Origin of the sequence: Bacteroides sp. 1_1_14 (assembly GCF_000162515.1) — a bacterium.
In the GTDB taxonomy this organism is placed as follows: Bacteria; Bacteroidota; Bacteroidia; order Bacteroidales; family Bacteroidaceae; genus Bacteroides; species Bacteroides thetaiotaomicron.
The window spans coordinates 267,227-293,547 of record NZ_GG774706.1 but is presented as its reverse complement, the minus strand read 5'-3'; the positions used below and the strand labels follow the sequence as shown (position 1 = coordinate 293,547).

General features: G+C 46.3%; 19 protein-coding genes. 11 read left to right on the top strand and 8 right to left on the bottom strand.

The features are described from left to right. The 7 genes from HMPREF9007_RS11430 to HMPREF9007_RS26245 form a co-directional block, all read right to left on the bottom strand. Positions 1-3,641: DUF6443 domain-containing protein (locus HMPREF9007_RS11430; protein ID WP_008761850.1), on the bottom strand; the 3,641-nt coding region annotated here is incomplete at its 3' end. 55 nt (positions 3,642-3,696) lie between these two features. Further along, positions 3,697-5,379, bottom strand: coding sequence for a hypothetical protein (locus HMPREF9007_RS27735; protein ID WP_008761849.1), 1,683 nt, complete (start codon positions 5,377-5,379; stop codon positions 3,697-3,699). Positions 5,380-5,449: 70 nt separating this feature from the next. Further along, a complete protein-coding gene (locus tag HMPREF9007_RS27730) occupies positions 5,450-6,772 on the bottom strand; it encodes a hypothetical protein (protein ID WP_008761848.1) in 1,323 nt (440 codons plus the stop codon). 134 nt (positions 6,773-6,906) lie between these two features. Further along, on the bottom strand, positions 6,907-7,002 hold the full coding sequence (locus HMPREF9007_RS27170; RefSeq protein ID WP_149932071.1) for a smalltalk protein: 96 nt from the start codon (positions 7,000-7,002) through the stop codon (positions 6,907-6,909). Between the two features lie 448 nt (positions 7,003-7,450). After that, positions 7,451-7,954 (bottom strand): HU family DNA-binding protein, encoded by a 504-nt coding sequence (locus HMPREF9007_RS11435; protein WP_008761847.1) that lies wholly within the window; start codon positions 7,952-7,954, stop codon positions 7,451-7,453. A gap of 171 nt (positions 7,955-8,125) precedes the next feature. Beyond that, complete coding sequence (locus HMPREF9007_RS11440; protein WP_008761846.1) at positions 8,126-9,142, bottom strand: DUF4373 domain-containing protein; 1,017 nt, start codon at positions 9,140-9,142, stop codon at positions 8,126-8,128. A 28-nt stretch (positions 9,143-9,170) separates the two neighbouring features. Then, positions 9,171-9,497 carry a hypothetical protein gene (locus HMPREF9007_RS26245; RefSeq protein ID WP_008761845.1) on the bottom strand — a complete coding sequence of 109 codons (327 nt, stop codon included), beginning with the start codon at positions 9,495-9,497 and terminating at the stop codon, positions 9,171-9,173. 449 nt (positions 9,498-9,946) lie between these two features. Between HMPREF9007_RS26245 and HMPREF9007_RS11445 the strand changes: the two genes are divergently transcribed. The 8 genes from HMPREF9007_RS11445 to HMPREF9007_RS11480 all read left to right on the top strand — a co-directional run bounded on the left by HMPREF9007_RS11445 (position 9,947) and on the right by HMPREF9007_RS11480 (position 19,522). Next, positions 9,947-10,657 carry a helix-turn-helix domain-containing protein gene (locus HMPREF9007_RS11445; protein ID WP_008761844.1) on the top strand — a complete coding sequence of 237 codons (711 nt, stop codon included), beginning with the start codon at positions 9,947-9,949 and terminating at the stop codon, positions 10,655-10,657. Positions 10,658-10,799: 142 nt separating this feature from the next. Further along, the gene (metG, locus tag HMPREF9007_RS11450; RefSeq protein WP_008761843.1) at positions 10,800-12,839 is read left to right on the top strand and encodes a methionine--tRNA ligase; all 2,040 of its coding nucleotides are present in this window, start codon (positions 10,800-10,802) and stop codon (positions 12,837-12,839) included. Between the two features lie 11 nt (positions 12,840-12,850). Then, entirely contained in the window at positions 12,851-13,417 is a 567-nt protein-coding gene (locus HMPREF9007_RS11455) for an ORF6N domain-containing protein (protein ID WP_008761842.1), read from the top strand. A gap of 16 nt (positions 13,418-13,433) precedes the next feature. Continuing rightward, positions 13,434-14,882: a lipopolysaccharide biosynthesis protein gene (locus HMPREF9007_RS11460; protein ID WP_008761841.1), complete on the top strand. Its 1,449-nt coding sequence runs from the start codon at positions 13,434-13,436 to the stop codon at positions 14,880-14,882. After that, positions 14,879-15,982, top strand: coding sequence for a hypothetical protein (locus HMPREF9007_RS11465; RefSeq protein ID WP_008761840.1), 1,104 nt, complete (start codon positions 14,879-14,881; stop codon positions 15,980-15,982). The genes HMPREF9007_RS11460 and HMPREF9007_RS11465 overlap by 4 nt, the downstream gene beginning before the upstream one ends. Beyond that, positions 15,970-17,169, top strand: a complete 1,200-nt coding sequence (locus HMPREF9007_RS11470) for a glycosyltransferase family 4 protein (protein WP_008761839.1) — start codon at positions 15,970-15,972, stop codon at positions 17,167-17,169. The genes HMPREF9007_RS11465 and HMPREF9007_RS11470 overlap by 13 nt, the downstream gene beginning before the upstream one ends. Continuing rightward, positions 17,166-18,299 carry a glycosyltransferase gene (locus HMPREF9007_RS11475; protein WP_032850424.1) on the top strand — a complete coding sequence of 378 codons (1,134 nt, stop codon included), beginning with the start codon at positions 17,166-17,168 and terminating at the stop codon, positions 18,297-18,299. The genes HMPREF9007_RS11470 and HMPREF9007_RS11475 overlap by 4 nt, the downstream gene beginning before the upstream one ends. Then, entirely contained in the window at positions 18,296-19,522 is a 1,227-nt protein-coding gene (locus HMPREF9007_RS11480; RefSeq protein ID WP_008761838.1) for a glycosyltransferase family 4 protein, read from the top strand. Before HMPREF9007_RS11475 ends, HMPREF9007_RS11480 begins: the two co-directional genes overlap by 4 nt. Here the strand turns inward: HMPREF9007_RS11480 and HMPREF9007_RS11485 are convergent. Further along, on the bottom strand, positions 19,494-20,405 hold the full coding sequence (locus HMPREF9007_RS11485; RefSeq protein ID WP_008761837.1) for a helix-turn-helix domain-containing protein: 912 nt from the start codon (positions 20,403-20,405) through the stop codon (positions 19,494-19,496). The two genes, HMPREF9007_RS11480 and HMPREF9007_RS11485, sit on opposite strands and share 29 nt — an antisense overlap. Positions 20,406-20,628: 223 nt before the next feature. On the opposite strand from HMPREF9007_RS11485, the gene HMPREF9007_RS11490 reads away from it, so the two are divergent. From HMPREF9007_RS11490 to HMPREF9007_RS11500, 3 genes are read left to right on the top strand one after another with little or no spacing between them, the layout of a single operon-like run. Further along, on the top strand, positions 20,629-21,732 hold the full coding sequence (locus tag HMPREF9007_RS11490; protein ID WP_008761836.1) for an efflux RND transporter periplasmic adaptor subunit: 1,104 nt from the start codon (positions 20,629-20,631) through the stop codon (positions 21,730-21,732). A gap of 14 nt (positions 21,733-21,746) precedes the next feature. Next, the gene (locus tag HMPREF9007_RS11495; protein ID WP_008761835.1) at positions 21,747-24,923 is read left to right on the top strand and encodes an efflux RND transporter permease subunit; all 3,177 of its coding nucleotides are present in this window, start codon (positions 21,747-21,749) and stop codon (positions 24,921-24,923) included. 15 nt (positions 24,924-24,938) lie between these two features. Next, positions 24,939-26,303: a TolC family protein gene (locus tag HMPREF9007_RS11500; protein ID WP_008761834.1), complete on the top strand. Its 1,365-nt coding sequence runs from the start codon at positions 24,939-24,941 to the stop codon at positions 26,301-26,303. Positions 26,304-26,321 lie beyond the last annotated feature (18 nt).

The window sequence follows — 26,321 nt, the reverse complement described above, 5'->3', positions numbered from 1 at the left end:
CCGAAGTTTGGCGCATGATCATCGACAGACTGAAGTTGATTACCATTGTAAACCAAACTTAAGTTATCAACCAAACCATAACCTGTTGCACTTGTTTGACCATACCTGAGCAAACTCAGAATATTGCCCATCTTATCATAACCGGTTATCTGTTCACTGAAGCGGTTCTGATTGATTGAGAGTGTATTCGTTTCTCCGTAGATAGCATCTTTCATACGAGACAAGCCGTCATAAGTGAAACGATATCCCATTTCATTGGTTACGGCTGATCCTCCCGACTTCCATGTCATACTACTGATATTACCATTATAATAAGGAGTAGTTCCATCGATCGATTCCTGATAGGTAAGCGTTTGGTGAAACAAAGGGCCATTAATACCTTTCGTCCAGGAACGAAGGTTATAGGTATAATCAGTTCTTAGTTTGGAATGACCAGTACGTTTTTCCGTTTTCAGACGACCGATCTCATCATAGACATTATCCACCAAAATAACAGGAGCATCATCATTGAGTTGATAGGTCGTTTGAAGCAAACGATTAGCAAGATCATAGGTATGGTTACGAACCTCCGTTATGATGTCTTGACCGGGAACGGAATGGATACGTTTCTCTTTCACGGGACTGCCTTCAAAATTATAAGATGTATAGACAGCTTCCATACCATTCAGACTGTTATTCCCTTTCCGCTGAATCACGTGATAACGATCATCATAATACATAACCAAATAGGTTGAACCTGCCAACTGAGACGTCAAACGGGCTGTCCAGTTTCCCGTCAATTGACCTTTACAACCACCGGAATATCTTTTACCGTAACCGGACATTTCTGAATAACCGGTCGTTGCATCATCAGGAATACCATTCTTACCCAAGAACTCGTAATCATCGTAATAATTGGCGGATAATACTACAGGAGCAGTAAGGGTAATACCTGTCACACTATAGCCTTTCAAAGCAGTGCTACCATTTGACCACGCTGCTGTTACAACATTACTTCCTAGCGGATTGGCAGTATAATCAAAAACGTTTTTACAAGTACCTGTCAACACTATTCGGCTGAAAGCGTCAGGGATACTGAATGACCATTCACCCTTATCACGCTGATTACCATCCTGGGTGAAAACAGCTCTGTCGGCAGCATCATATACTGTGTAAACGGGCTCACATCCTGGAAGTTTCTTGCTAATCGGGCGGTTATATGTATCATAGTGGTAAATATAAGCATACTTCTTCAGCGTCTCATTGTTTTCACTCCAAGAGGAGCCAGCATTCAGATTGTCCGATGCTAGCGGTGGAAGGACAAAACGGATATTACCATAATTATCATATACGGTATATGTATCATGCATTTCATTACCATCCATCTGACGCACAAGAAGGGTACGGTCTGACTGATCCTTAAACTCATAACTAACATTCCCGTCTTCATCGGTAGTCCTTATCACATTCAGAGCCTCAGTCGGATACGTTCCTGTGTTTAGAATCGAAGTGTCGGAAACACGGTAAATACGCACTACAAGAGCTAGAAGTACAGAATCGGCAGTTGCATCTTCACTACTCAAGTTCGCCATACGATCAGTCTTCACTGATTTATTGCCTGCATGCCATGCCCTACCCGGACCACACTCTTCAACAACCTCATTCAAAGGAGAGTGATCATAAACGGTATGACTGTAAGGATTAGCATCATTTCCATAAAGGAAAAATGCTTTCGTTGCATCCTTCAAAAGTCCCGGTGATACATACGCCCCGTTTGTATTGGCTCTCGACACCGGAAGCCACCGGTTAGAAGCACGATTCAGACCGTCATATTCCTGCAACGTAAAGAGGTCGTCGCCATAAGGCGAAAAACCATGCTGCACTTTCACCGTAGGGTTGCCGAAATAATCATAATATTGAATGTCCTGTCGGACATTGTCAACACTCAAAGATAGAACATCACTACTAGCCACAGTCGGAGTAAAGCTGATAACATGAGGCTGGCCTTTCGTTGTCGAAAGATAACCGTTAACTCCACGAACCTCAGCATGGGTAGTAATAATACCGTTTCCGTTGATTCCTTCAGAAACAATGTAATATGTACCTGCCACCAAATTTGTCAAATTGAGATATGCCTTTCCAGAAGCGTTGCCACTGGAAGCCAAAACTGCCCCTGAAGAATTAAGAAAGCTCAGATAAGTATCTGCCAATTCCGAACCCGAATGATCTATTTTCAGAAGATCAACTCCTTGACGCAAAGTCAGTTTATAATAAACATCGTTGGTCGATTTTCCCATAAACTGGTTCGTATAGCCGGTAGAAGTGTTTCGTGTATCATTAAACATAAAACCGCTATCGTAGCTACCTGCATCGATAGCAGTGAGCAACTTATCTCCAACCGTTCCCAAAGATCGCCCATCTACATCAAGGTTGATATTTCCATTCGTTGCACCATCCACCATGATGTAGTATGTACCTGGAAGCAGCGCTGAAATTTGAAGATAAGCCTGGTCAGCTATATTACAAGCCTCTCTGTCTAGATAATCATTGTAATACAACACTTCCATATCCGAAGAATACAATGCTATGTAAGTATCTCTCACTTCAGAGCCGCAGTTACTGAAGCATAGTTCCATCGGTTCCGACAAATTCAAGCGATAATAGACCTCGTTACCGGCTTTATCAGGGTTTCTGCTATCTAAAAGGGTAGAAGTGTCAATCGTATTCTCATAATGAAAGAAGCCATCCTCGGAATCATTAACGATATCAATAGAATGATTAACATCAGAACCAGGCCCACAAGTCTTACCGGTAAGATTGATAACAAGCTCATTAGGATTTCTCGGAGCCTTTCCAAACGAATAAATAAAATAGTGACCTGGGGCAAGCTCATATCGACATCTCGTATACCCCCAACCAAAAGTTTCAGAAAAAACCGCCTGAACGGTATCTGTTCGCGAAGACATCAGTACAGAACGATAGTCGTTTTCTCCGAAATTATCAGAGCCTTCATCATCCATTGTTACCACCATTGGTTCTGTGATTGTAAATTCGTGAACCATATCACAATATTCGTCCCACAAAAAAGGATCATCTCGATAATCCATCATGTATGAACTAAAATACTCAACACCAGCTACAATGGAGAAATCAGAATTAAATGTACCGATATCTAGTGGACGGGAAAAATCTTCTCCAACCTCACGCTCACTACCCTCTACCGTTGTCGTAATTATTCCATCACCAAGTATACCCGGGAAATGTTCAATTGAAGGCTCAATAACAAAATAATAAACTCCATCCGTTAGCCAAAAGGATGCACCATATCCACAATAGTGATGAATTTCCCTGCCCGAAGAATTCAATATATGAATATGAGCACTACGAATCGAGGTTAAATCAAGGCCAAAGTCTAAATACATAGAACGATCAAGTGTCAGCTTATAAAAAACATCATTAGCCGGCAATATAGGAGGATATTCGCATTCCGGACACGAATAATCGTTTGTGTAATCACCTGTATATCGCGTATCGGTAAAAACAAAAGCAGTAGAGTGGTTTCCCATATCTATCGCAGAACGCATACGATCACGATAAGATTGTCCGAACAAGCTGTGCGAACAAAGTGTAAATAAAATAATAGATATAATAGTACGTATCATAAAATTAGTGTTTATAAATTCAACAACATAAATACATAATTACAACTGAATGAGGTCATTTGCCGAAGTTATAGATATATTTCTGCAACATTATCTTACGAGAATCCTCATCCCAATAATATCCTTCCGTTAAACGACTATAGTTATCATAGTCAAATCCAGTAACCACATTGTTAGGATCAGTAACGGAAACCACACCATGAAGAGGATTATACTTATAAGTGGTGACACGGGCTTTCGGTATTTTAGTACGCAGGGAATTGATATCATTCCAATCCGAATCAGTGGGTTCATCACTTTCAGCCCACATATCAGCATTCGAAACTCCCAATGCGGTATAAACCTCATTGATAGTAGCATTTTCTATACGAGCAACAGGAAAACGATTGCGATAGCCCCAGATAAAACTGATCGGAGTCCCATCCTTTCCTGCTATTTCGGTCACGTTATTATAGCTATCATAACAACGGTAGACCACCTCGTCACGGTATTCCTCCTGAGCGTCTGTTCTCGATTGCACTTTTTCGGGAAGACAACTTGCAGGTTTGAAAAGGATACGGCTCTCACTGCTATATTCTCCTTCTGTATGCTTATGCAAAGAGAGTATAGCGGGATAATCAGCCAGATAATCAAAGTAATCTATTACTTGAGTGCTATCACTCCGAGTAGTACTGATCTGACGCGGACTCAAAGAAGAACCCGGATTTCCCCAGTCAACAGTATAAGTAAACTTCTTTTCGGTAGTAACCACATCTTGTCGCCCGTCAACATTGTAATATCTTTTGTTGATTTCCTTATCCAACACCCTGCAAGTAGACATATCTAAAAAGAAACTATAGGAAGTATGAGCTGATCCTCCGACAGTATGCTGAAGATATACTTCCGGATCTATAATCATAAGTCTCTCAGGAATGATGACTTCGGAATTATCCATCCAGGATTTTTGGGAAGAATAAACATTTTCTGTACTTGCCACAAGTTCGCCGTCACTAAACTGTTCCTTCCGGAGCAAAACTCCAAACATCTGGTTACTTAAGCCATATGTATAGTCATCCGACAATTCGTGACTCAAATCAAAATTATTACGAACCAAAGATTCATTTTTTTCTGTAATCGAATTCATCACAAAATCTGCAACCGAACCGGCAGGGTCATCATCATCCCACTCCAGCAAATCTTTATAATCATGAGAAAGTACTCTATAGTAATACAGTGTTTTCTGAACGGGTTCTGAATCTCCATACACCATTTCACTGACTATGTTATACATCACCGGACTGCCATTATTGAAAGTGATATTGGACACCGGCATACAGTTATAAAAGCTAAGAGATTCAGACGTTATTCCAGACGTATACGGATCAACAGTTATATTAGTCACGGAAGAGCGATAATCCCGCTGTGTCACAATATGTTTGATAGCTCCACCACCCCAGACTGGTTCAAAATTCGGATCTTTCGTTTCCGTCAAACCATATTCGTAGTGTTTTCTAATTCTTTTACGCGTATGAGGATCATAAGTTTCTATTTTCCCAATTCGCAGTCCGCCTACCGGATGAAGATAGTCACGATGTGTTCTATCTTTACTAGTATCGCGGAAAGCACCAAAATTCCCTTCATAAGAAAAACTCGTCTGGATTCCTTGCGGATCTGTTATCATATTAAGTACGCCCGTTTTGGTTCCTCCTGCATTAGGATTACGGTTAGCCCCCGAGAAGTGTACAGTAAAAGGCTGCATATTTCCCAAGCCATTAGCATCAAGAAGTACATTATGAGTTACACTAGGCAGCGCATTCTGGTCACCTGATTCACCTCCTGTAAAAAAATCCCCAATGGTCTACGGCAGTCGTATAAATGGAGGGAACACTGGATGTATAGAAGTAACGAAATGAATAAGTACGGTTCTCTGCTCCGGGAGCAGAGATACATACTGAATCAAGCTTCGTCAAAGATGTCTTATCATTATAAGGCGTTATATAAAATTTGATTTTACGTATCAAAGAGCCATCCGCATCTGTTACTTCTATCTCATCAAGCACATCACTGTGAGTCAACTCACCTCCTGTACTTTTATAGCTAACGGACAAATGATTTCCCATATAGTCCGCACTTGTAAGAAAGGCTTCTGAAAGTTCATCCCTAACATAAGCAGAGGTAGGCGAATAATAAGTCGCAGCATCGGTACTGCTCATTATTTCTAAAGAAGCTTCCCCACCAATGACATAACCAGGTTCAACACGATAATAATCGTTAGTATTGGTCTGTTTTATCATCACCATCGAACTGCCATTTGAGTTCTGTACCTTATCAAATATCAATCTGTCATCCAAATTGTAATACAGACTCGGATTGATAATATGAGAAATTGTATAATAAGAAAAGCTCACCAGTTCCTGTTCAGGATTCCGTGCAGAATATATAGAGCTACAGAGCCATCGAGTTGTGTAATCACCACACTTCTCACGAGTTCCGCCAAAAGAATAACGTACACCATTTTCATCTGTTATCTCAATGTCACCTCCCGAATACTTTATCCTGTCATTGTTGAGCGGAACTGTACACATTGGATCAAAAGGATTCATAGCGAAAGCACTACCACCACCGTGTGGAAGCTTATAAGTAAATTTATCCGGTTGTGTATCGATCACATTATTCACTTTATCTTCGTAATATTGGAAAGATTTCAATTCATCATTACCTGGCTCCGGATGGCGACTACGATAAAACCATCCGCGATCAAAATCTTCATCTGCAACTCCTCTAATCTGCCGGCTTACTGATGGCTCCAGATTCAATGTCCAACCTGTTCCTGCGACACCACTACGTTCTTTAGGCCTGAGTCCGGCCGAATGATAGGAAAGACTGACAGGAATGGTCACTTCACCCGCCACTATCTCATAGAGCGGAATTGTAATATCAGGAATGCCTGTACAATGGCTAACCGGATAAAACTGATATTTTCCCATCTCAGTCACCGCAGGGGACACAGGAACAATGCGGGGAACATCAAGACTGATTCCATTTGATTGTCCCCGCATAGTAGTCGTAAACAGAGGAAGGCATGTCAATAATAAGACCAGAGGCAGTCTTCTGATTTTCGTTTCGTTAATATGTAGATTTATCTTGTTCATATTATGTTGTTTTTAAATTAATAGTTTATTAAAAGTCAATAGATTAGTTATTGGCTAATTGTTGGTCGACAGCCTCCCGGAGGGTGACAAACGTCAACCCACCAGGAGTATATCTTACAAGCAAATGCCTATCATTACAAGTTCATCGCATTAGCGCCTAAAACGCCTGCTACAGCCGAAGCCACTGCGATCACCACTTTTAGGATCATGTCCCATACTGATTTTTTGATTGCCATAGTTTTACACCTCCTTTCTGATCTTTATCGCCACAGAAGGGGCATGGAGTTTTAATATATAAAACTCTTTTTATGCCTCTCCACACATATTCCTATGTCTGTGGTGAGATTGTTAACTTGAATAATTGATTATTCTTTTCTTATTCTCTTTGTGTATTCAATGTTCTCCGGGCCCGAAGTGCATTATTTTTTAATATTTCGAATAAGCACCATTTCGTCTGAAGCATACGCTCTCCTGCTCATGATGCGATAAATGCACCACAATCAAATTAATAGTCCTCATGTTTACTGGTAATTACTCGTTTAATTAATGGTCTGTGAAAGTACAATTAGAAGTCTAGATCTAATTAGTTGTCTCTAGTTTCGTTTCCTGTTTCCAGTTTCCTGTTTCCAGCTTAATCAAGTCGTTATTTTTTGTGTTTATTCATCAAAGCAGAACGGGTTATACAGTTGGATCCGGTGCTTCTCCGTCATCACCCCCACTTCCTCCACCGGGATTCGGATCGGGAGTCCCACCACCGGTAGTAACATTGTCCGCCAAATCGAAACGCATACATTTCACGCCAGTTACCATTGATCGGGTGGCAACCGTACGGTCCAGATTCTTGGTGGTACAAGGCTGAAAACGAACAGTCAGCGAAGCCTGTGAAGCAGACACTTCCTTAGCCGTTTCCACTCCTTTTCCCCCGGCTTTCATCACCACACGAAAGGTGCCGAATCCCTCAAGAGTCACACTTTGGGACGTTTGAAGATGCTGCGTCATGACAGTGACAAGATTGTCAATACAGTTTTTTACATCACCGGAAGACAGGGAAGAATACCCGGCTATCTCATCAGCGATTTGGGCGATGCCCACATTACCCGTGCGCACTACACGCGGATAGAATAGTTTTTTACCATCTTTGTTTTTCATACTGGACTGGTAAGGTCCATAAAGTACTGCCATAATTGTAATAGTTTTTATCGTTAATAAATCGTTTAGTTTTGTCCTTAAGCTTATTGACAAGACAAAGATATAGAGATCAAATCATATGGGCAAACTTTTTTAGGGAAGTGTCTTAAACTAATTCTTAAACTTCCATATAATAATCTACAAAACAATATATTATCATAATATTTAGTTATTCAACACACTCAGTAGATAGCGTCCGGGAAGTTTAATTTTCCCACCACTGTCCCGCAAGGTACCAAGACCTTTCCATACCGGATTACCGATGACTCCAAAGTTGCTTTTTCTGATTATAGCATATTGTTCTGAAGGAGAAATTCCATAAAGCCGCAGATTGTAAAGCAATCCGGTGTAATTCCGTTCCATACCATCCGCAGGTGGTTGAAGGCCATCTATAGCTTCATTGGTCCATTCTCTACGTTTACTGAATCGGGAAGTATCAATCCTGGCGACAGCAACCGACTCGCAGACCGGACCTTTCGGTTGTAACATTCCGTTTTTTCCCTGTTCCGACAGTTCCCTTATCGAAAAAGATTCCTCCTTTTCCTCTCTCACCTCCCTATCTTTCCCTGGGGAAGTTGAAAGGGGGTATTCTACTCTATTCTCTGCTACGCTATGCTGTGCTATGCTATGTGTACCAGATGTCACATTTTCGTGGATAAATGTGACATTTTCTACTTCTTCCGCATTTCCGTTCACCTCCTCTAAAGGCTGCTTTTCGTCGGTATTTGCGCACAAATCCCCAACAAACTTATTCACATTATTTTCACTTTGCGACAATGAAAGTTCCTGGTCACAACTTATCAGAGAATAGTCAGGTTCAAGGCACAAATTTTTTCTGCGTTTGGTGCTAAAGCAATACTGCTGCTGTATTTCAGCAGAAGTAAGAATGCCATAGCGACTGAAAAGTCCGGTGTCGAACACTCCATATTCCACAGCAAGGGCAACGATACGTTTCACATCCTCACTGCTTTTCTCATAGAGATTGGAAGAGAGATCCTCGTAGAACAAATTATCGGCACGTACATAGTAACCTTCACCGGAGTAGATATACGAAAGAACTTCGATAAGTACGGAAAGAGCAGCATCGCCTTCACGTTTCATGATACGCCGCACCAGGCGGTTGTATATAAAGTCTGTGTTAAGAGGAAAATAATCCAGTCCCCGTTTTTTAATTCTTGGCATATATTACAAATTTAAGAGTTGAAAATTATCAATAAGAGGTATTCAGTATTTCCTCATCCAGTTGTTTTAACCGTTTGCGTTTTATACTTTCGGCTACGGTCCGGAGAGCATGAAGAATAAGTTCTTTCCTTATTTCAGGATCTCGCACTTGAGTAATGACCAGATAATCACTACGTTTATTCACATTTCGTGAATATTCATTCGTACGATAACTTTCCTGACTCCTTGTTTTTCGACAGGCTTTACAATAGCGATCCGGACATTGTTGTTGCTTGTTGAAGTAAAAAGCATCTAGGGGGAGTTCACGTTTACAGCAACTGCAGCAACGAGTAATAGTAGTTTCTAAGTCTTTCATAATTAATTCATTTATAAGTTTATAATTAGTTTAGCAATCCATTAGTTATTCAGAGGGAGAGCTCAAAGGCATCGGGATTGTCGGCAAGGGCTTGCCAACATACAGACAAGAGCTCGCCAACAGGTTGGCAAAGGCTTGCTGATACTTCAGAGAGCCCTTGACAACAGCCGGAAGCGCCTAGCTGACAGACACTGAAAATCTAAGTTGAAAACAGGCAAAAGTACGCCAATGACAGGTTTTCGTATTTTTTTCGCTTTTTCTCATGGTCGTTTTGTTTTTAATTCATATATTTGAAAATTATTAGCTGTATTCAGCGATACAAAGATAAACACGTTTTCATATAAAAAACAAATCGTTTTAAATGTTAACGCTAAAAAAGTTTATAACTAGCTATAAATTAAGAGATAAGCATTCGATATATTTTTACATAAAACTAAAACATAAATAAAATGGATACATTTCTGGATGTTACGGGAATCGTAAAGCGTGCCAAACAGGCACTTAATTTCAAAAACGACAGTGAGTTAGCAAGCTACCTAGGCGTTTCACGCGCGACAGTATCTAACTGGGGCGCCAGAAACCGGATTGACTTTCATCTGCTGCTCAACAAAATGAGAGACGTAGATCTCAATTGGCTGTTATTAGGAAAGGGCAGCCCCAAGCATCCGGCAAAATTCTGTGAAAGCGAACTGGCAAAAGGAGAAGTGCAGATCATTCACAATCCCAAAACGGTAGAAGCAATAGATGACCGGAGCGTGACACTATACGACATCACAGCAGCTGCTAACCTGAAAACAATGCTCACCAACAAGCAGCAATATACAGTAGGAAAGATACAGATCCCAAGCATTCCCCTATGTGACGGAGCGGTCTACATCAGTGGCGACAGCATGTATCCCATTCTGAAGTCGGGTGATATCATAGGATTTAAGGAGATTAATAGTTTCAATAACCTTATTTACGGCGAGATGTATCTCGTTTCGTTTACCATCGAAGGAGACGAGTATCTGGCAGTAAAGTATGTGAACCATTCTGATAGGGAAGGGTACCTCAAGCTGGTTAGCTACAATACGCACCACGACCCGATGGATATTCCATTCGACACCATCAACGCAATGGCAATTGTGAAATTCTCCATCCGCAGACACATGATGATGTAAAACGGCACAGGCTAAACAAGCCTTTTCCACAGATTTCCTGTCACATTTCTTCCTGAAATCTGTGGAAAGCATTATCTTTGCACGTTGCAAACCGTATCTTTGCATATTGCAAGCAGTAAAATCATAAAATCACTCTATATCAATGGAAAAGAAATTCAAGAGAACCACCGTCACATCGGCACTGCCGTATGCGAACGGACCTGTACACATCGGTCACCTGGCCGGCGTATATGTACCGGCAGATATCTATGTGCGCTATCTGCGACTGAAGAAAGAAGATGTATTGTTTATCGGAGGTTCGGACGAACACGGAGTACCTATCACGATTCGTGCAAAGAAAGAAGGAGTCACTCCGCAGGATGTAGTAGACCGTTACCACTATCTGATCAAGAAATCGTTCGAAGAATTCGGCGTTTCGTTCGATGTATACAGCCGCACCACTTCGAAGACGCATCATGAGCTGGCTTCGGATTTCTTTAAGACGCTATACAACAAAGGAGAGTTTATCGAAAAAACATCCGAACAATATTACGACGAAGAAGCGAAAACATTCCTCGCCGACCGCTACATCACCGGTGAGTGTCCTCACTGCCATTCGGAAGGTGCCTATGGCGACCAATGCGAGAAATGCGGAACCTCCCTGTCGCCCACCGATCTGATCAACCCGAAGAGCGCCATCAGCGGCAGCAAACCTGTGATGAAGGAGACCAAGCACTGGTATCTTCCCCTCGACAAACACGAAGGATGGTTGCGCCAATGGATTCTGGAAGACCACAAGGAATGGCGCCCCAACGTATACGGACAGTGCAAGAGCTGGCTCGACATGGGATTGCAGCCGCGTGCCGTCAGCCGTGACCTCGACTGGGGTATCCCTGTGCCCGTAGAAGGTGCGGAAGGAAAGGTGCTGTACGTGTGGTTCGATGCTCCTATCGGATACATTTCCAATACCAAGGAATTGCTTCCCGACAGTTGGGAGACATGGTGGAAAGACCCCGAAACGCGTCTGCTCCACTTCATCGGAAAGGACAATATCGTATTCCACTGCATCGTATTCCCCGCCATGCTGAAAGCGGAAGGAAGCTATATCCTGCCGGACAACGTGCCGAGCAACGAATTCCTGAATCTGGAAGGAGACAAGATTTCGACTTCCCGCAACTGGGCGGTATGGCTGCACGAATATCTGGAAGACTTCCCCGGCAAACAGGACGTACTCCGCTACGTACTGACCGCCAATGCTCCGGAAACGAAGGACAACGACTTTACCTGGAAAGACTTCCAGGCACGCAACAACAATGAGCTGGTAGCCGTATACGGCAACTTCGTGAACCGTGCAATGGTGCTGACTCAGAAATACTTCGACAGCAAAGTACCCGCCTGCGCAGAACTGACGGATTACGACAAAGAAACCCTGAAAGAATTTGCCGACGTAAAGGCAGAAGTAGAGAAGCTGCTCGACGTATTCAAATTCCGTGACGCACAAAAAGAGGCGATGAACCTGGCACGCATCGGCAACAAATACCTTGCCGACACCGAACCCTGGAAACTGGCAAAGACCGACATGGAACGTGTAGGCACCATCCTGAACATCTCTCTGCAACTGGTTGCCAACCTTGCCATCGCTTTCGAACCGTTCCTGCCTTTCAGCTCGGAGAAACTCCGCAAGATGCTGAACATGGAAAGCTTCGAATGGTCGGAACTGGGAAGGAACGATCTGCTCCCGGTAGGACATCAGCTGAACAAGCCGGAACTGCTGTTCGAAAAAATAGAAGACAGCGTAATCGAGGCACAGGTACAGAAGTTGCTCGACACGAAGAAGGCCAACGAAGAAGCCAACTATAAGGCAAACCCGATTCGTCCGAACATCGAATTTGATGATTTCACGAAACTCGATATCCGTGTTGGTACCATCCTTGAATGTCAGAAAGTGCCGAAAGCCGACAAGCTGCTGCAATTCAAGATTGACGACGGACTGGAAACACGTACCATCGTATCGGGTATCGCAAAGCACTACCAACCGGAAGAACTGGTAGGCAAACAGGTTTGCTTTATCGCCAACCTCGCACCGCGCAAGCTGAAAGGTATCGTCAGCGAAGGCATGATTCTGAGTGCCGAAAACAACGACGGCAGTCTGTCAGTTATCATGCCTCAGAAAGAGGTGAAGCCGGGCAGCGAAGTAAAATAAGTGATAAGCTAATGGATATTACACTCACATTAATACAGAGTAAGATATATGAAGTCCGAGGGCAGAAAGTAATGCTGGATTTTGATTTGGCCGAAATGTACCAAGTTGAGACACGTATCTTAAATCAATCGGTAAAGCGGAATCAGAGCCGCTTTCCCGAAGACTTTATGTTTCAACTAACAAATGAGGAATGGGAAGATATGTCATCACAATTTGTGATGACATCCCGTGCCAAACGTCCGAAATCTGCTCTTCCACTAGCATTTACCGAACACGGTGTTGTAATGCTCTCCAGTATACTCCGAAGTGATATTGCCATACAGACCAGTGTTCTGATTGTACGTGCATTTGTTGCCATACGGCAACTAATTGCCAAATTTCCTGTAGATAGAGTCGGCCAGTTAGAAAATCAGATGGAAGAACTGAAAAATTATATCGAAGAGGCCTTCACCGATTATAATGATATTAATGAGGATACCCGCACACAATTGGAGCTGATCAATCAAACACTGGCCGAACTGCAAGCGCAAAAAGCAATAGCGGATAAGCCACGTAATCCAATAGGATTCAGAAAGTGAAATATGGTATAATAATATGAGTGAAGAACAGTCACTGAAACAAAAAACAGCAAAAGGGCTATTTTGGGGAGGGCTCAGCAGCAGTGTGCAACAGCTGTTAGGACTTCTTTTCGGAGTAGTGTTAGGAAGATTACTGGACCCTGCCGATTACGGTATGATCGGTATGCTGGCTATCTTTCCGGCCATTGCTTCCGCCCTACAGGAAAGCGGATTTGTCGCAGCACTCGCCAATCGCGAGAAAGTCAGCGATAAAGACTATAACGCTGTATTCTGGTTCAGTATCTCTTTTAGTGCTGTTCTTTATATTTTGCTCTATTCTTCAGCTCCGCTGATTGCTAAATTTTACGATACTCCGGAGTTAACGTCGCTTGCCCGTTTCTCTTTCCTCAGTTTCTTTATAGCCAGTTTCGGGATAGCTCCACGAGCTCTTCTCTTCCGTAATCTCAAAGTGAAGGAGAATACCATCATTTCTCTTTCAAGCCTGTTTCTATCCGGTATTGTGGGGATTATTCTTGCCGCAAACGGATTTGCCTATTGGGGTCTGGCTATACAGACAATGACCTTTGTCGTCATAGGCACGGCACTCAACTGGTACTTTGCCCACTGGAAGCCCAGCTTCCGCATTGACTTCTCTCCCATCAGGGAGATGTTCGGATTCAGCAGTAAAATGCTGATTACGCAAGTCTTTATTATCATCAACCAAAACCTGTTCTCCGTCCTGCTGGGTAAATTCTACACTAAACAGGAAGTCGGAGACTTCAGCCAGGCCAACAACTGGAACAATAAGGGACACGCCCTCATCACCGGAATGATCAACGGAGTCACCCAGCCCGTACTGGCAAGTGTGGCTAATGACCCGCAGCGTCAGGCGGCCGTGTTTCATAAAATGCTGCGTTTCACGGCTTTTATTTCTTTCCCTGCCATGTTCGGGCTCAGCCTCATTTCCAGAGAGTTCATTCTGATTGCCATCACGGACAAGTGGCTCGCTTCCGCACGGATCATGCAATTACTTTGTATATGGGGAGCCTTTATCCCGATCAATAATCTGTTCTCCTTATTGCTGGTCAGCCGCGGGCGGTCTTCCATCTTTATGTTCAACAGTATCGCACTGAGCGTGTTGCAGCTGATCACTGCCTGTATCAGTTATCCATACGGCATCACCACCATGATTTATCTGTTTGTCGCTATCAATATCGGGTGGCTGTTTGTCTGGTACTGCTTTGCCCGGAGGGAGATTCCGCTGACGCTGTTCAGCATACTGAAAGATATCGCTCCTTATTTTCTGCTGGCAGCTTCACTGACAATCGCAGCCCATTACATAACGTCGGGCATCACTAATCTGTATTTGTCACTTGCCATCAAAGTGTTTTTCGTGGCTTCTCTATATGCACTTGTTTTGTGGAAAATGCAATCAGTCATTTTCAAGGAATGTATTCAGTTCATTAAAAAGAAAAAGATATCATGACGACACCTACCAATTACATAGCGACTTGGTTCTACAAGGAATCCAAAGAAGATGCCAGTTTCTATCCGCAGGCAGGCAAACGGGGAGATTCCGCCCTCGTCCATTCCATCTATATGCAGATACAAGTGCCGTTCTTTACCACTTTCAGACATTATCATCCGGATGACAAGTTGCTTTTCTTCAGCAATCTGGATCAGTTTCCCGATTATCTGGAACGATTATTCAAGGAGTTACGGATTGAGACTGTTACCCTGCCTTATCTCTGCATCCCTCCCAAAGGATGGTACGGGGCATGGAGAAATCAATTCTACCTGTATGATATCCTGCGCTATATGGAGAAAAGGATGCAGGCGGACGATACGTTGCTCATCTGCGATGCGGACTGTCTCTGTATGCGTCCGTTGGAGCAACTGTTCAGCGACACACGGAAATACGGCTCCGCCCTGTACGATGCATCCGACCGACCGAACCTCAGCGTGAACGGAATCACACTAAAGGAGATGACAGATATCTATAATGACTGTTACGTAGAAAAAGAGAAGAGAGAAAAAGAGAAGGAGGCAACGAAGAAAACAGGAGCGGAAAAGGAAGAAGCAGAGCAGCAAGATACGAAAAACGGAGTCACAAGAACAGAGCTTGTCCATTATTACGGGGGAGAATTTATCTCGCTGCGTGGTGATGTAGTGGCACGAATCAACGAAGCATATCCTACTTTATGGAATTATAATCTGGAACGTTTTGCCGCCAATCAGCCCAAACTGAACGAAGAAGCCCACTTCCTGAGCGTAGTGGCAACGAGACTCAACATCCACAACAATATCGCCAATCAATACGTCAAACGCCTCTGGACCTACCCCAAATACAATACGGTAGAAAAAGGAGACGAACAACTGGCGGTATGGCATCTTCCTTACGAGAAGAAAAGAGGATTGTATCTGCTGTACAAACACTTTGTGAACCATCCCACTTTCGACGATGAAGAGGCCTTCCGCAAGAAAGCCTCCGCCTACACCGGTGTACCGACCGTTACTTTCGGGAAACGTATCCGCGATTTCATCACCATTCTTCTTCTAAAAATAAAAGACAAATGCATATACTGATACTTCCAATGTACTATCCTGAAAAGGACTCCCCCCCGCACCGGGGATATATGTTCTTCGAGCAGGCTATGCAACTGGCTAAATCAGGCTGCCGGACAGGACTTGCCTTCACGGAGCAAAGGCCTCTGAAGAACTTCACATGGAAACGGTTCCGCAAAGAGAGTCATTTTCAGATATCGGCAGAAGATAACGGCAGTTTCGTCACCATGCGCATGCACGCATGGAACCCGAAACTAAGCACCCGCGCGGGAGGAATCATCTGGTCTCTGCTGACCGTCTTGTTAGTACGGAAGTATATCCGCACTTACGGTCGCCCCGACCTGATTCATGCGCACTTCGGCACATGGGCAGGGTATGCCGCACGACTGGTTTATAAATGGTATAAGATTCCCTATGTCATCACAGAGCACGCCTCTTCCATCAACGGCAATCAGACGACACCGTCGCAGGCAGTGATACTAAAGAAGGCATACAGCGAGGCACGAAAGATTATCTGTGTCGGCACGAAACTAAAACGGAGCCTGTGCGCATACGTCAGCGACCCGGATAAAGTGACGGTCATACCGAACTTTGTAGATACGAATACCTTTGCATTCAGCCCTCACCGGACGGAGAAAGAGAAACATTTTACTTTCATCAGCATCGGAAACCTGAATAAGCGCAAAGGATTCTGGGATTTGCTGACTGCTTTTCACTGGGCATTCAAGGATATGCCGCATGTCTCTTTGATCATTGCCGGAGACGGAGAAGAAATGCAGTCACTCAAAGAGCAGATTCAGTCTCTCCACCTGCAAGAGCAGGTAAAACTGACCGGCCGCCTGTCACGGGAAGAATTGTCCGGGTTGCTGGGTACTTGCGATGCTTTTGTACTGGCCTCCTTTGCGGAGACATTTGGCATCGTATTCATCGAAGCAATGGCAACAGGCTTGCCCGCCATCGGCACCGTATGCGGAGGACCGGAGGACATCATCACTCCCGAAAGCGGCTTCCTCATCCGACCGGGAAATGTGGATGCGCTCGCCGCTAAGATGAAAACATTGTACGACACCTACGAGTCGTTCGACAAAGAGAAAATCCGCCAATCTATCGTCAGTCGCTTCGACTTTCAGTTGGCAGGGCAGAAGTTACGGCAAGTTTATTCAGAAGCATTAGAAATGTCCAAGCCCCCAAAAGCATCGGAATCATGAAAGTTACAGTTATAGATTGTTCAGTATCAGGCCATCGGGAAACGTATTATAAACAGTTTGCTCAGACATGGGCGGGCATGGGGCACGAAACGTCGCTCATCGCTCCCGACGGGAAAGGTGTACAGGAGACCGTTGCCTTTCAGCCTGTCTCAGCGCTTCCGCTGCTGCCGCTCCCTGCCGGAAAACCGTTGCAGAAAAAGCTGGTTGTACTGCGCAATGCAGTGATTCGGCTGCGAAATCTGTACAGGCTGCGCCGGAGTCTTCAACGGCTGAAACCCGATCTGGTCTTCTTCGCCTGCCTCGACGATATGCTGCCTACATTGGCTCCCTTATGGCTGTTCAATCTTTTGCTGCCCTATCAGTGGAGCGGCCTGCTGGTTCAGTCCGCCCTGCCGCCTTACCACCGAGGGATGCCCGATACACGCCCTTTCCTGCGAAGCAAGAACTGCGTAGGAGTAGGCATACTGAACGAATATTCAGCGAAAGACCTGGAAACATTTCAGCGCCACATTCTGCTGTTTCCCGACTTTGCCGATCTTTCGGCTCCCGCCACAAACTACCCGTTGCTGCGGAAACTGAAGGAGAAAGCCAGAGGAAGGAAAGTGATATCCCTGCTCGGTTCCATCAATTTCCGCAAGGGGATAAAGTTACTGCTAGAGAGTATCCCTTTATTGCCAAAGGATGAATATTTCTTCCTCATTGCGGGGAAATCTTCTCTCACCGCACAACAGGAAAACGACCTGCGGGCGTTCGGGGAGTCAAGGAATAACTGTCTGTTCTCATTGGAGAAGATTCCCGATGAAAGCTGTTTCAATGCCCTGATAGCGGAGAGCGACCTTATTTTTGCCGCATACAAGCAGTTCACCGGCAGCAGCAACCTCCTGACCAAAGCTGCCGCCTTCCGCAAACCGGTCATAGTCAGCCGCGGCCTCTGCATGGGCCGGAGGGTAGAACAGTACGGAACAGGCCAAACCACCGGAGAAGACAACGCCGGAGAATGCAGCGCAGCTATCCGCTCGCTGTGTACCGAAACAAGGATGGACATTCAGGCTTTCGCCCGGTACGCCCACGAACATGAAGTGGAGAAACTAATCACATGTTTTAATCAAATCAGCAAGCATATACAATGAAAGTACTTTTTACATTCGGAGGAATCCCCCACTACCTGAATGCCATGCTCAACAGGCTACAGGCAAAAGGAGTAGAAATAACCGTTGTCAGTCCAAAGAAAGGGAATACGACCATCGGCAAAGGGGTGAAAATGGTAGAAGGAGGAATCTACAAGCATCTGACTACACCGGAGAAGAAGATGTTCTACGGAAAAAGTGCTTTCCCCGCCCTTCCCGAAATCATTGCGGAAGAAAAACCGGATATAGTGGTAGTAGGATGGCCCTACTTCCTGCAAGTATTCTTCCAGCCCGCACTGAGAAAGGCTATGAAGTCCTGCAACGCCAAACTGGTGATTCGCGAAATCCCCTTCCAGACTCCTCCCTACGGAAAGATCAAGGAATATTTCAAAGCCAATCCGATGCACGACGAAGGTATGCGCCTGCTCAGCAAGGGGACCGGATTCTATCTGCGCCAATGGATAACGGCAAGGATACGGAAGTACTGCTACGCCCAAGCCGCCGGAACGCTGAACTACTCGACAGCCGCCTACGACATCCTCCCCTCTTACGGAGTAAAGAAGGAGCAGATACACGTCACCTACAACTCGACCGATACGGAAGCACTTCTCAAAGAAAAAGAATCCGTACTGGCTTCCCCCTCCATCCTTCCCCCGTGCGACCGTCGCCTGCTGCACATCGGACGGCTCGTAAAATGGAAACGGGTAGATTTATTGATAGAGGCTTTCCGGAAGGTAGCCGCCGACTATCCGGAAGCGGAACTGGTGATCGTAGGAGACGGACCGGAACTGGACAACCTCAGACAACAGGCAAACGACCTGCAACTGACAGACAGCATCCGCTTTATCGGAGCCGTCTATGACCCAAAAACGCTGGGCGCCTATATGAACGAATCGAGTATCTATGTGCTTGCCGGCATGGGAGGGCTTTCGATCAATGATGCCATGACATATGGTATGCCCGTCCTTTGTGCCGTATGCGACAGTACGGAACGCGACCTGGTCATGGAAGGCAAGAACGGCTATTTTTTCAAAGACGGAGACGCCGATAGTCTGGCAGATAGAATCAGAGAGATGTTCGAATCTCCCGAACGTTGCAAGGAGATGGGAAAAGAGTCGGAACGGATGATCCGGAAAAAGATCAATATGGAGACAGTCAGCGAACGCTACCTGAAGGCTTTCCAAGAGATTCTTCGTCTCACTCATTCTTGCGATTCCGATAATTAGCCGGTGAAGTCCCCAAATGCATCTTTACGTACTTCCCGAAAAAGGACTGGTTGGGGAAATTGAACTCCTCCGCTATTTCCTTAACGGACTTGTCCGAACGTTTCAGCCGGTACTTGATATGTTCTATCGTCGTTTCATTGATCAAGTCCAACGGAGTCCTGCCACACGCTTGCTTGATGACTTTCGAAAAATGCTTCGGAGTGTAGCAAAGCGCATCCGCATAATAACTCACAGAACGGTGCATACCCTTGTCCTTCGATAATAGCTCCACGAATTTCCGCAGGGTATAATCCGCCTGTTTGATACCTTCTTTCGGACTGTCCCCCTTATCGGGAGCATCAATTTCCTTGTGAAGCTGCCCCAGCATCTCACAAAAGAGGGCGGAGAAGAGATGTTGCATCACTTCCTTGTGATAATAATGAGGTTCATCGTTGATCTTCGCCACAATCAAATCCCGATAGAACCTGAAAACAGGTTCGTCCCCGCCTTCGCTGATAGACTTCACCGGATTGTTGTGAATATGAGCGGCGGTATTCCACGTTTTCTTCTCCATTTTAATAATGCGTTGCAGAAAACGGGTAGAAAATCCCGCCAGCCTTATCTTATATTTAGGGCTCAGCATCGTACGACTGATCAGTGTATTGGGAAGACCGAGCAGCAAGTCGCCCGCCTGCAACTGATACGTCCGGTAGTTGATATCCAGCTGAATACACCCTTCCACACAGACGGCAATGAGGAAACAGTTCAGCCGGACCGTATCATTACTATACGGAATCCCGTCCAGACTGTTGACTATCGCAAAGTCATCGTCTATATAATCAAGGATATGCTGACTCTTCTTAAAGTCTTCTATATCTACTGTCATAATGTTCTCTTTTTCCATAGCCTCTCCTTTTTTACTTTTTGCAAAGTTGGTAAATAATAGGGAAAACAGAATGTCCCAAACTCCTTTATAATTGTTTGATATGTCGTTTATACGCAAATAGTTAGCCACAACAAATACAAATAACGAAAACAGGACATTCATAGAGAAAAATCGGTCACCATTGACTTGTTCTTTTCTCCTACTTTTGTTCTGATTTTAATAAAAGACAAAAAGAGTAAGTATGATTACAGTGAACAAAAAATGGATACGGCTGATAGGAATTGTCGGTTGTACAGTGTGGATGGCATCGTGCAAGCAGGCACCGGATGCAGGAGTGAAATCTTCTTATGCAGTCATGCAGATAGAACCAACGGACAAAGAACTTTCTTCCTCCTATTCGGCGACCATACGCGGGCGACAGGATATTGACATCTATCCGCAAGTGTCAGGAACAATCGAGAAACTCTGCGTGACCGAAGGTCAGAAAGTACGTCGAGGACAGTTGCTTTTCATCATCGACCAGGTACCTTACAGAGCCGCACTCAAAACCGCCACCGCCAATGTGGAAGCGGCCCGCGCCGCTACGAGCACCGCCGAACTGACTTACAAGAGCAACAAGGAACTGTATGCGCAGAAAGTCGTTTCAGAATTTAGCCTGAAGACTGCCGAAAACTCTTATCTCACCGCCAAGGCACAACTGGCACAGGCTGAAGCTCAGGAAATAAGCGCACGTAACAACCTCTCTTATACCGAAGTGAAAAGTCCCAGTGACGGAGTTGTAGGCGCATTGCCCTATCGTGCAGGCGCATTGGTTAGCGCCAACATTCCTTATCCGCTCACTACGGTCAGTGACAATTCGGATATGTACGTCTATTTCTCGATGACCGAAAACCAACTGCTCGCCCTTACCCGACAGTACGGCGACATGGACGAAGCGTTAAAGAATATGCCGGAAGTGGAACTGATTCTGAACGACAACTCAGTCTATCAGAAGAAAGGTACCATCGAATCCATCAGTGGAGTGATCGACCGTCAGACAGGGACCGTAGTGGCACGCGTAGTGTTCCCCAACGAATCACGGCTGCTTCATAGCGGAGCATCGGGCACGGTAGTAGTGCCAAGCATCTACAAGAACTGCATCGCTATCCCCCAGACAGCCACCGTGCGGATGCAGGACAAGACGATTGTATATAAGGTAGTGGATGGCAAAGCAGTCTCCACCCTGATCACCGTAGCCGGAATCAACGACGGACGCGAATATGTAGTGCTGGACGGCCTGAAAGCCGGTGACGAAATTGTATCGGAAGGCGCCGGACTGGTGCGCGAAGGCACACAGGTTAAATAAGAAGGAGACTGATTATGAAAGGAAATATATTTATCAAACGGCCGGTGATGGCTATCTCCATCTCCGTGCTGATTCTCGCCATAGGGCTTATCTCGCTCTTCACCCTGCCGGTGGAGCAATATCCCGACATCGCTCCTCCCACAGTCTATGTATCCGCCAGCTATACGGGCGCCGATGCCGAAGCCGTGATGAACAGCGTCATCATGCCGCTGGAAGAGAGCATCAACGGGGTGGAAGACATGATGTATATCACGTCCAGCGCCTCCAATGCAGGTCTGGCTATCATACAGGTTTACTTCAAGCAAGGCACCGACCCCGACATGGCGGCTGTCAACGTACAGAACCGTGTAGCCAAAGCACAGGGACTGCTGCCCGCCGAAGTAACGAAAGTCGGCGTAAGCACGATGAAACGCCAGACCAGCTTCCTGCAAATCGGCGCGCTGGTCTGCACCGACGGTCGCTACGACCAGACCTTCCTTGCCAATTATCTGGACATCAACGTCATCCCGCAGATCAAGCGTATCGAGGGAGTAGGAGACGTCATGGAGCTGGGCGATACCTACAGTATGCGTATCTGGCTGAAACCGGAACGGATGGCACAATACGGGCTGGTGCCTTCGGACATCACCGGCGTGCTGGGCGAGCAGAACATTGAAGCCCCTACCGGCTCACTGGGCGAGAGTTCGCAGAACGTCTTCCAGTTCACGATGAAATATCGCGGAAGACTGAAGAGCGTGGAAGAGTTTCAGAACACCGTTGTCCGCTCTCGTGAAGACGGCTCGATACTCCGTCTGAAAGATGTGGCGGATGTGGAACTGGGCACTATGACTTATAGTTTCCGCAGTGAGATGGACAGCCAGCCTGCCGTGCTCTATATGATCTTCCAGACAGCGGGTTCCAATGCGACCGCTGTCAATAAAGAAATTACCGCCCAGATGGAGCGGATGGAGAAAAACCTTCCGGAAGGAACGGAGTTCGTCACCATGATGAGTTCGAACGACTTCCTCTTCGCTTCCATACACAACGTGGTGGAAACACTGATTATCGCCATCATTCTGGTCATCCTCGTGGTATACTTCTTCTTGCAGGACCTAAAGAGTACGCTCATCCCGTCCATCTCCATCATCGTGTCACTGGTAGGTACGTTTGCCTGTCTGGTAGCTGCGGGATTCAGTCTGAACATCCTGACCCTGTTTGCCCTGGTGCTTGCCATCGGTACGGTGGTGGATGATGCCATTGTAGTAGTAGAAGCGGTGCAGTCCAAGTTTGATGCCGGATACAAGTCGCCCTACCTTGCCACCAAAGATGCGATGGGCGACGTGACGATGGCTATCGTCTCCTGTACCTGTGTCTTCATGGCCGTATTTATCCCCGTCACCTTCATGGGAGGTACTTCGGGCGTGTTCTATACCCAATTCGGTATCACAATGGCAACTGCCGTAGGTATCTCCATGATCTCGGCTCTGACCCTGTGTCCAGCCCTGTGCGCCATCATGATGCGTCCGTCGGACGGAACCAAGAGCGCCAAGAGTATCAACGGACGGGTACGCGCAGCTTACAACGCTTCGTTCAATGCCGTGCTGGACAAGTATAAGAAAGGGGTGATGTACTTCATCCGCCATCGCTGGATGGTATGGACTTCACTGGCTGCTACCATCGTCCTGCTGGTTTATCTGATGAGCACGACCAAGACGGGACTCGTGCCGCAGGAAGACCAGGGTGTTATCATGGTGAATGTCAGCATCTCACCGGGAAGCACGCTCGAAGAAACGACGAAAGTAATGGACCGGCTGGAAAACATTCTGAAAGATACGCCCGAAATAGAACACTACGCCCGCGTAGCAGGATACGGTCTGATCTCCGGTCAGGGAACTTCTTACGGTACGATCATTGTCCGCCTGAAAGACTGGAGCGAACGAAAAGGAAAGGAACACGGTTCGGATGCCGTAGCTTCCCGCCTCAACGCACAATTCCAGTCCATCAAGGAAGCGCAGATATTCAGTTTCCAGCCCGCCATGATTCCGGGATACGGTATGGGTAACTCCCTCGAACTGAACCTTCAGGATATGACAGGCGGTGATCTGGCTACGTTCTATGACGCGTCCACACAGTTCCTCAATGCCTTGAACCAGCGCCCGGAAGTGGCTATGGCTTATACATCCTACGCCATCAACTTCCCGCAGCTCTCGGTAGAAGTGGATGCCGCCAAATGTAAGCGTGCAGGAATTTCGCCAAGCGCGGTACTCGATGCGGTAGGCAGTTATTGCGGTGGAGCATATATCTCCAACTACAACCAATACGGTAAGGTATATCGTGTAATGATGCAGGCATCGCCCGAATATCGTCTGGACGAGCAGGCATTGAACAATATGTTTGTGCGCAACGGTACGGAAATGGCTCCGGTGAGCCAGTTCGTTACACTGAAACAGGTACTGGGACCGGAAACGGCCAACCGTTTCAATCTCTACAGCACCATCACAGCCAATGTGAATCCTGCCGACGGTTACTCTTCGGGTGAAGTGCAGAAAGTGATTGAAGAAGTGGCCGCAGAATCGCTTCCGATAGGCTACGGATACGAATATGGCGGTATGGCACGCGAAGAAGCAAGCAGCGGTGGTGCGCAGACGGTTTTCATCTACGCCATCTGCATCTTCCTGATCTATCTGATTCTGGCTTGTCTCTACGAAAGTTTCCTCGTACCGTTTGCCGTTATCTTCTCCGTACCGTTCGGATTGATGGGCTCGTTCCTGTTCGCCAAGATACTCGGACTGGAGAATAACATCTATTTGCAGACAGGGGTGATCATGCTGATCGGCTTGCTGGCCAAGACGGCTATTCTGATTACGGAGTACGCCATCGAACGCCGCCGCAAAGGGATGGGCATCGTAGAATCGGCCTACTCTGCCGCACAGGTCCGCCTGCGTCCTATCCTGATGACGGTGCTGACAATGATCTTCGGTATGCTTCCACTGATGTTCTCTTCCGGTGCGGGTGCCAATGGCAACAGTTCGCTGGGTACGGGTGTCGTAGGCGGTATGGCTGTCGGAACGGTGGCATTGCTCTTTGTCGTTCCGGTCTTCTACATCATCTTTGAATACTTGCAGGAGAAAATCCGTAAACCGATGGAAGAAGAAGCAGATGTACAAGTGCTTTTGGAAAAAGAGAAAAGTGAAGCTGAACGTGAACGTTAATAAATAAAAGAAAGAATGAAGAAAAATATCATCCTGTTAGTTGCCATGAGTCTGACGCTGAGCGGTTGTGGCATCTATACCAAATACAAGCCCGCCACTTCCGTCCCCGACGATCTTTACGGCGGGGAAGTGGTGACGGAAGACACTGCCGGTCTGGGGAATATGGACTGGCGGGAACTCTTCACCGACCCTCATCTGCAGTCCCTCATCGAGACAGGGTTGCGGACCAATACCGACTACCAGTCCGCCCAGCTTCGTGTAGAAGAAGCTCAGGCAGTGCTGATGTCCGCCAAACTTGCTTTCCTGCCCGCCTTTGCGCTTTCCCCGCAGGGGACAGTGAGCAGCTTCGATACGAACAAAGCTACGCAGGGTTACTCGCTGCCCGTGACCGCCAGTTGGGAACTGGACGTATTCGGCCGTATGCGCAACTCCAAGAAGCAGGCGAAAGCGCTGTATGCACAAAGTGAAGATTACCGTCAGGCAGTCCGCACGCAGCTGATAGCCGGTATAGCCAATACTTATTACACGCTGCTGATGCTGGACGAACAGCTCATCATCTCCCGACAGACGGAGGAGGCATGGAAAGAAACCGTAGCCTCTACCCGCTCACTGATGAACGCCGGACTGGCGAACGAATCGGCTGTATCGCAGATGGAAGCGACTTATTATCAAGTGCAGGGTTCTGTGCTCGATTTGCAGCAGCAGATCAATCAAGTGGAGAACAGTCTTGCTTTATTATTGGCAGAGACACCCCGCAACTACGAACGCGGAACGTTGGCAGACCAACAGTTTCCTACGGACTTTGCCGTAGGAATCCCTGTCCGAATGCTTGCCGCCCGCCCCGATGTCCGCTCGGCCGAGCGGACGCTGGAAGCAGCGTTCTATGGCACCAATGCGGCACGTTCGGCTTTCTACCCTTCCATCACGTTGAGCGGAAGTGCCGGATGGACGAACTCCGTCGGGTCTATGATTCTCAATCCGGGCAAGTTCCTGGCATCGGCAGTAGGTTCGCTCACGCAGCCGCTCTTTAATAAAGGACAAGTGGTGACTCAGTATCGCATCGCCCGTGCGCAGCAGGAAGAAGCAGCTCTCGGCTTTCAGCAAACATTGCTCAACGCCGGCAGCGAAGTGAATGATGCGCTGACTGCCTATCAGACCAGTCAGGGGAAAAGAATCTTGCTCGACAAGCAGATTGCTTCTCTGCAAACAGCCGTGCGAAGTACTTCTCTGCTGATGGAACATACGAATACAACCTATCTGGAAGTACTTACCGCCCGACAGTCATTGCTCAGCGCGCAACTATCACAGACGGCCAATCATTTTACCGAAATACAAAGTTTAATTAACCTATACCGTGCTTTAGGGGGAGGACAGGAATAAAGAATATCATACTTCCTC

What these genes read in the sequence shown, in the direction of transcription:
- HMPREF9007_RS27735 (WP_008761849.1), bottom strand. Translation starts at nt 5,379, where the DNA reads ATGCAGCCTTTTACTGTACACTTCTCGGGGGCTAACCGTAATCCTAAT.
- HMPREF9007_RS27730 (WP_008761848.1), bottom strand. Translation starts at nt 6,772, where the DNA reads ATGAACAAGATAAATCTACATATTAACGAAACGAAAATCAGAAGACTG.
- HMPREF9007_RS11435 (WP_008761847.1), bottom strand. Translation starts at nt 7,954, where the DNA reads ATGGCAGTACTTTATGGACCTTACCAGTCCAGTATGAAAAACAAAGAT.
- HMPREF9007_RS11440 (WP_008761846.1), bottom strand. Translation starts at nt 9,142, where the DNA reads ATGCCAAGAATTAAAAAACGGGGACTGGATTATTTTCCTCTTAACACA.
- HMPREF9007_RS26245 (WP_008761845.1), bottom strand. Translation starts at nt 9,497, where the DNA reads ATGAAAGACTTAGAAACTACTATTACTCGTTGCTGCAGTTGCTGTAAA.
- HMPREF9007_RS11445 (WP_008761844.1), top strand. Translation starts at nt 9,947, where the DNA reads ATGGATACATTTCTGGATGTTACGGGAATCGTAAAGCGTGCCAAACAG.
- metG (WP_008761843.1), top strand. Translation starts at nt 10,800, where the DNA reads ATGGAAAAGAAATTCAAGAGAACCACCGTCACATCGGCACTGCCGTAT.
- HMPREF9007_RS11455 (WP_008761842.1), top strand. Translation starts at nt 12,851, where the DNA reads ATGGATATTACACTCACATTAATACAGAGTAAGATATATGAAGTCCGA.
- HMPREF9007_RS11460 (WP_008761841.1), top strand. Translation starts at nt 13,434, where the DNA reads ATGAGTGAAGAACAGTCACTGAAACAAAAAACAGCAAAAGGGCTATTT.
- HMPREF9007_RS11465 (WP_008761840.1), top strand. Translation starts at nt 14,879, where the DNA reads ATGACGACACCTACCAATTACATAGCGACTTGGTTCTACAAGGAATCC.
- HMPREF9007_RS11470 (WP_008761839.1), top strand. Translation starts at nt 15,970, where the DNA reads ATGCATATACTGATACTTCCAATGTACTATCCTGAAAAGGACTCCCCC.
- HMPREF9007_RS11475 (WP_032850424.1), top strand. Translation starts at nt 17,166, where the DNA reads ATGAAAGTTACAGTTATAGATTGTTCAGTATCAGGCCATCGGGAAACG.
- HMPREF9007_RS11480 (WP_008761838.1), top strand. Translation starts at nt 18,296, where the DNA reads ATGAAAGTACTTTTTACATTCGGAGGAATCCCCCACTACCTGAATGCC.
- HMPREF9007_RS11485 (WP_008761837.1), bottom strand. Translation starts at nt 20,405, where the DNA reads ATGGAAAAAGAGAACATTATGACAGTAGATATAGAAGACTTTAAGAAG.
- HMPREF9007_RS11490 (WP_008761836.1), top strand. Translation starts at nt 20,629, where the DNA reads ATGATTACAGTGAACAAAAAATGGATACGGCTGATAGGAATTGTCGGT.
- HMPREF9007_RS11495 (WP_008761835.1), top strand. Translation starts at nt 21,747, where the DNA reads ATGAAAGGAAATATATTTATCAAACGGCCGGTGATGGCTATCTCCATC.
- HMPREF9007_RS11500 (WP_008761834.1), top strand. Translation starts at nt 24,939, where the DNA reads ATGAAGAAAAATATCATCCTGTTAGTTGCCATGAGTCTGACGCTGAGC.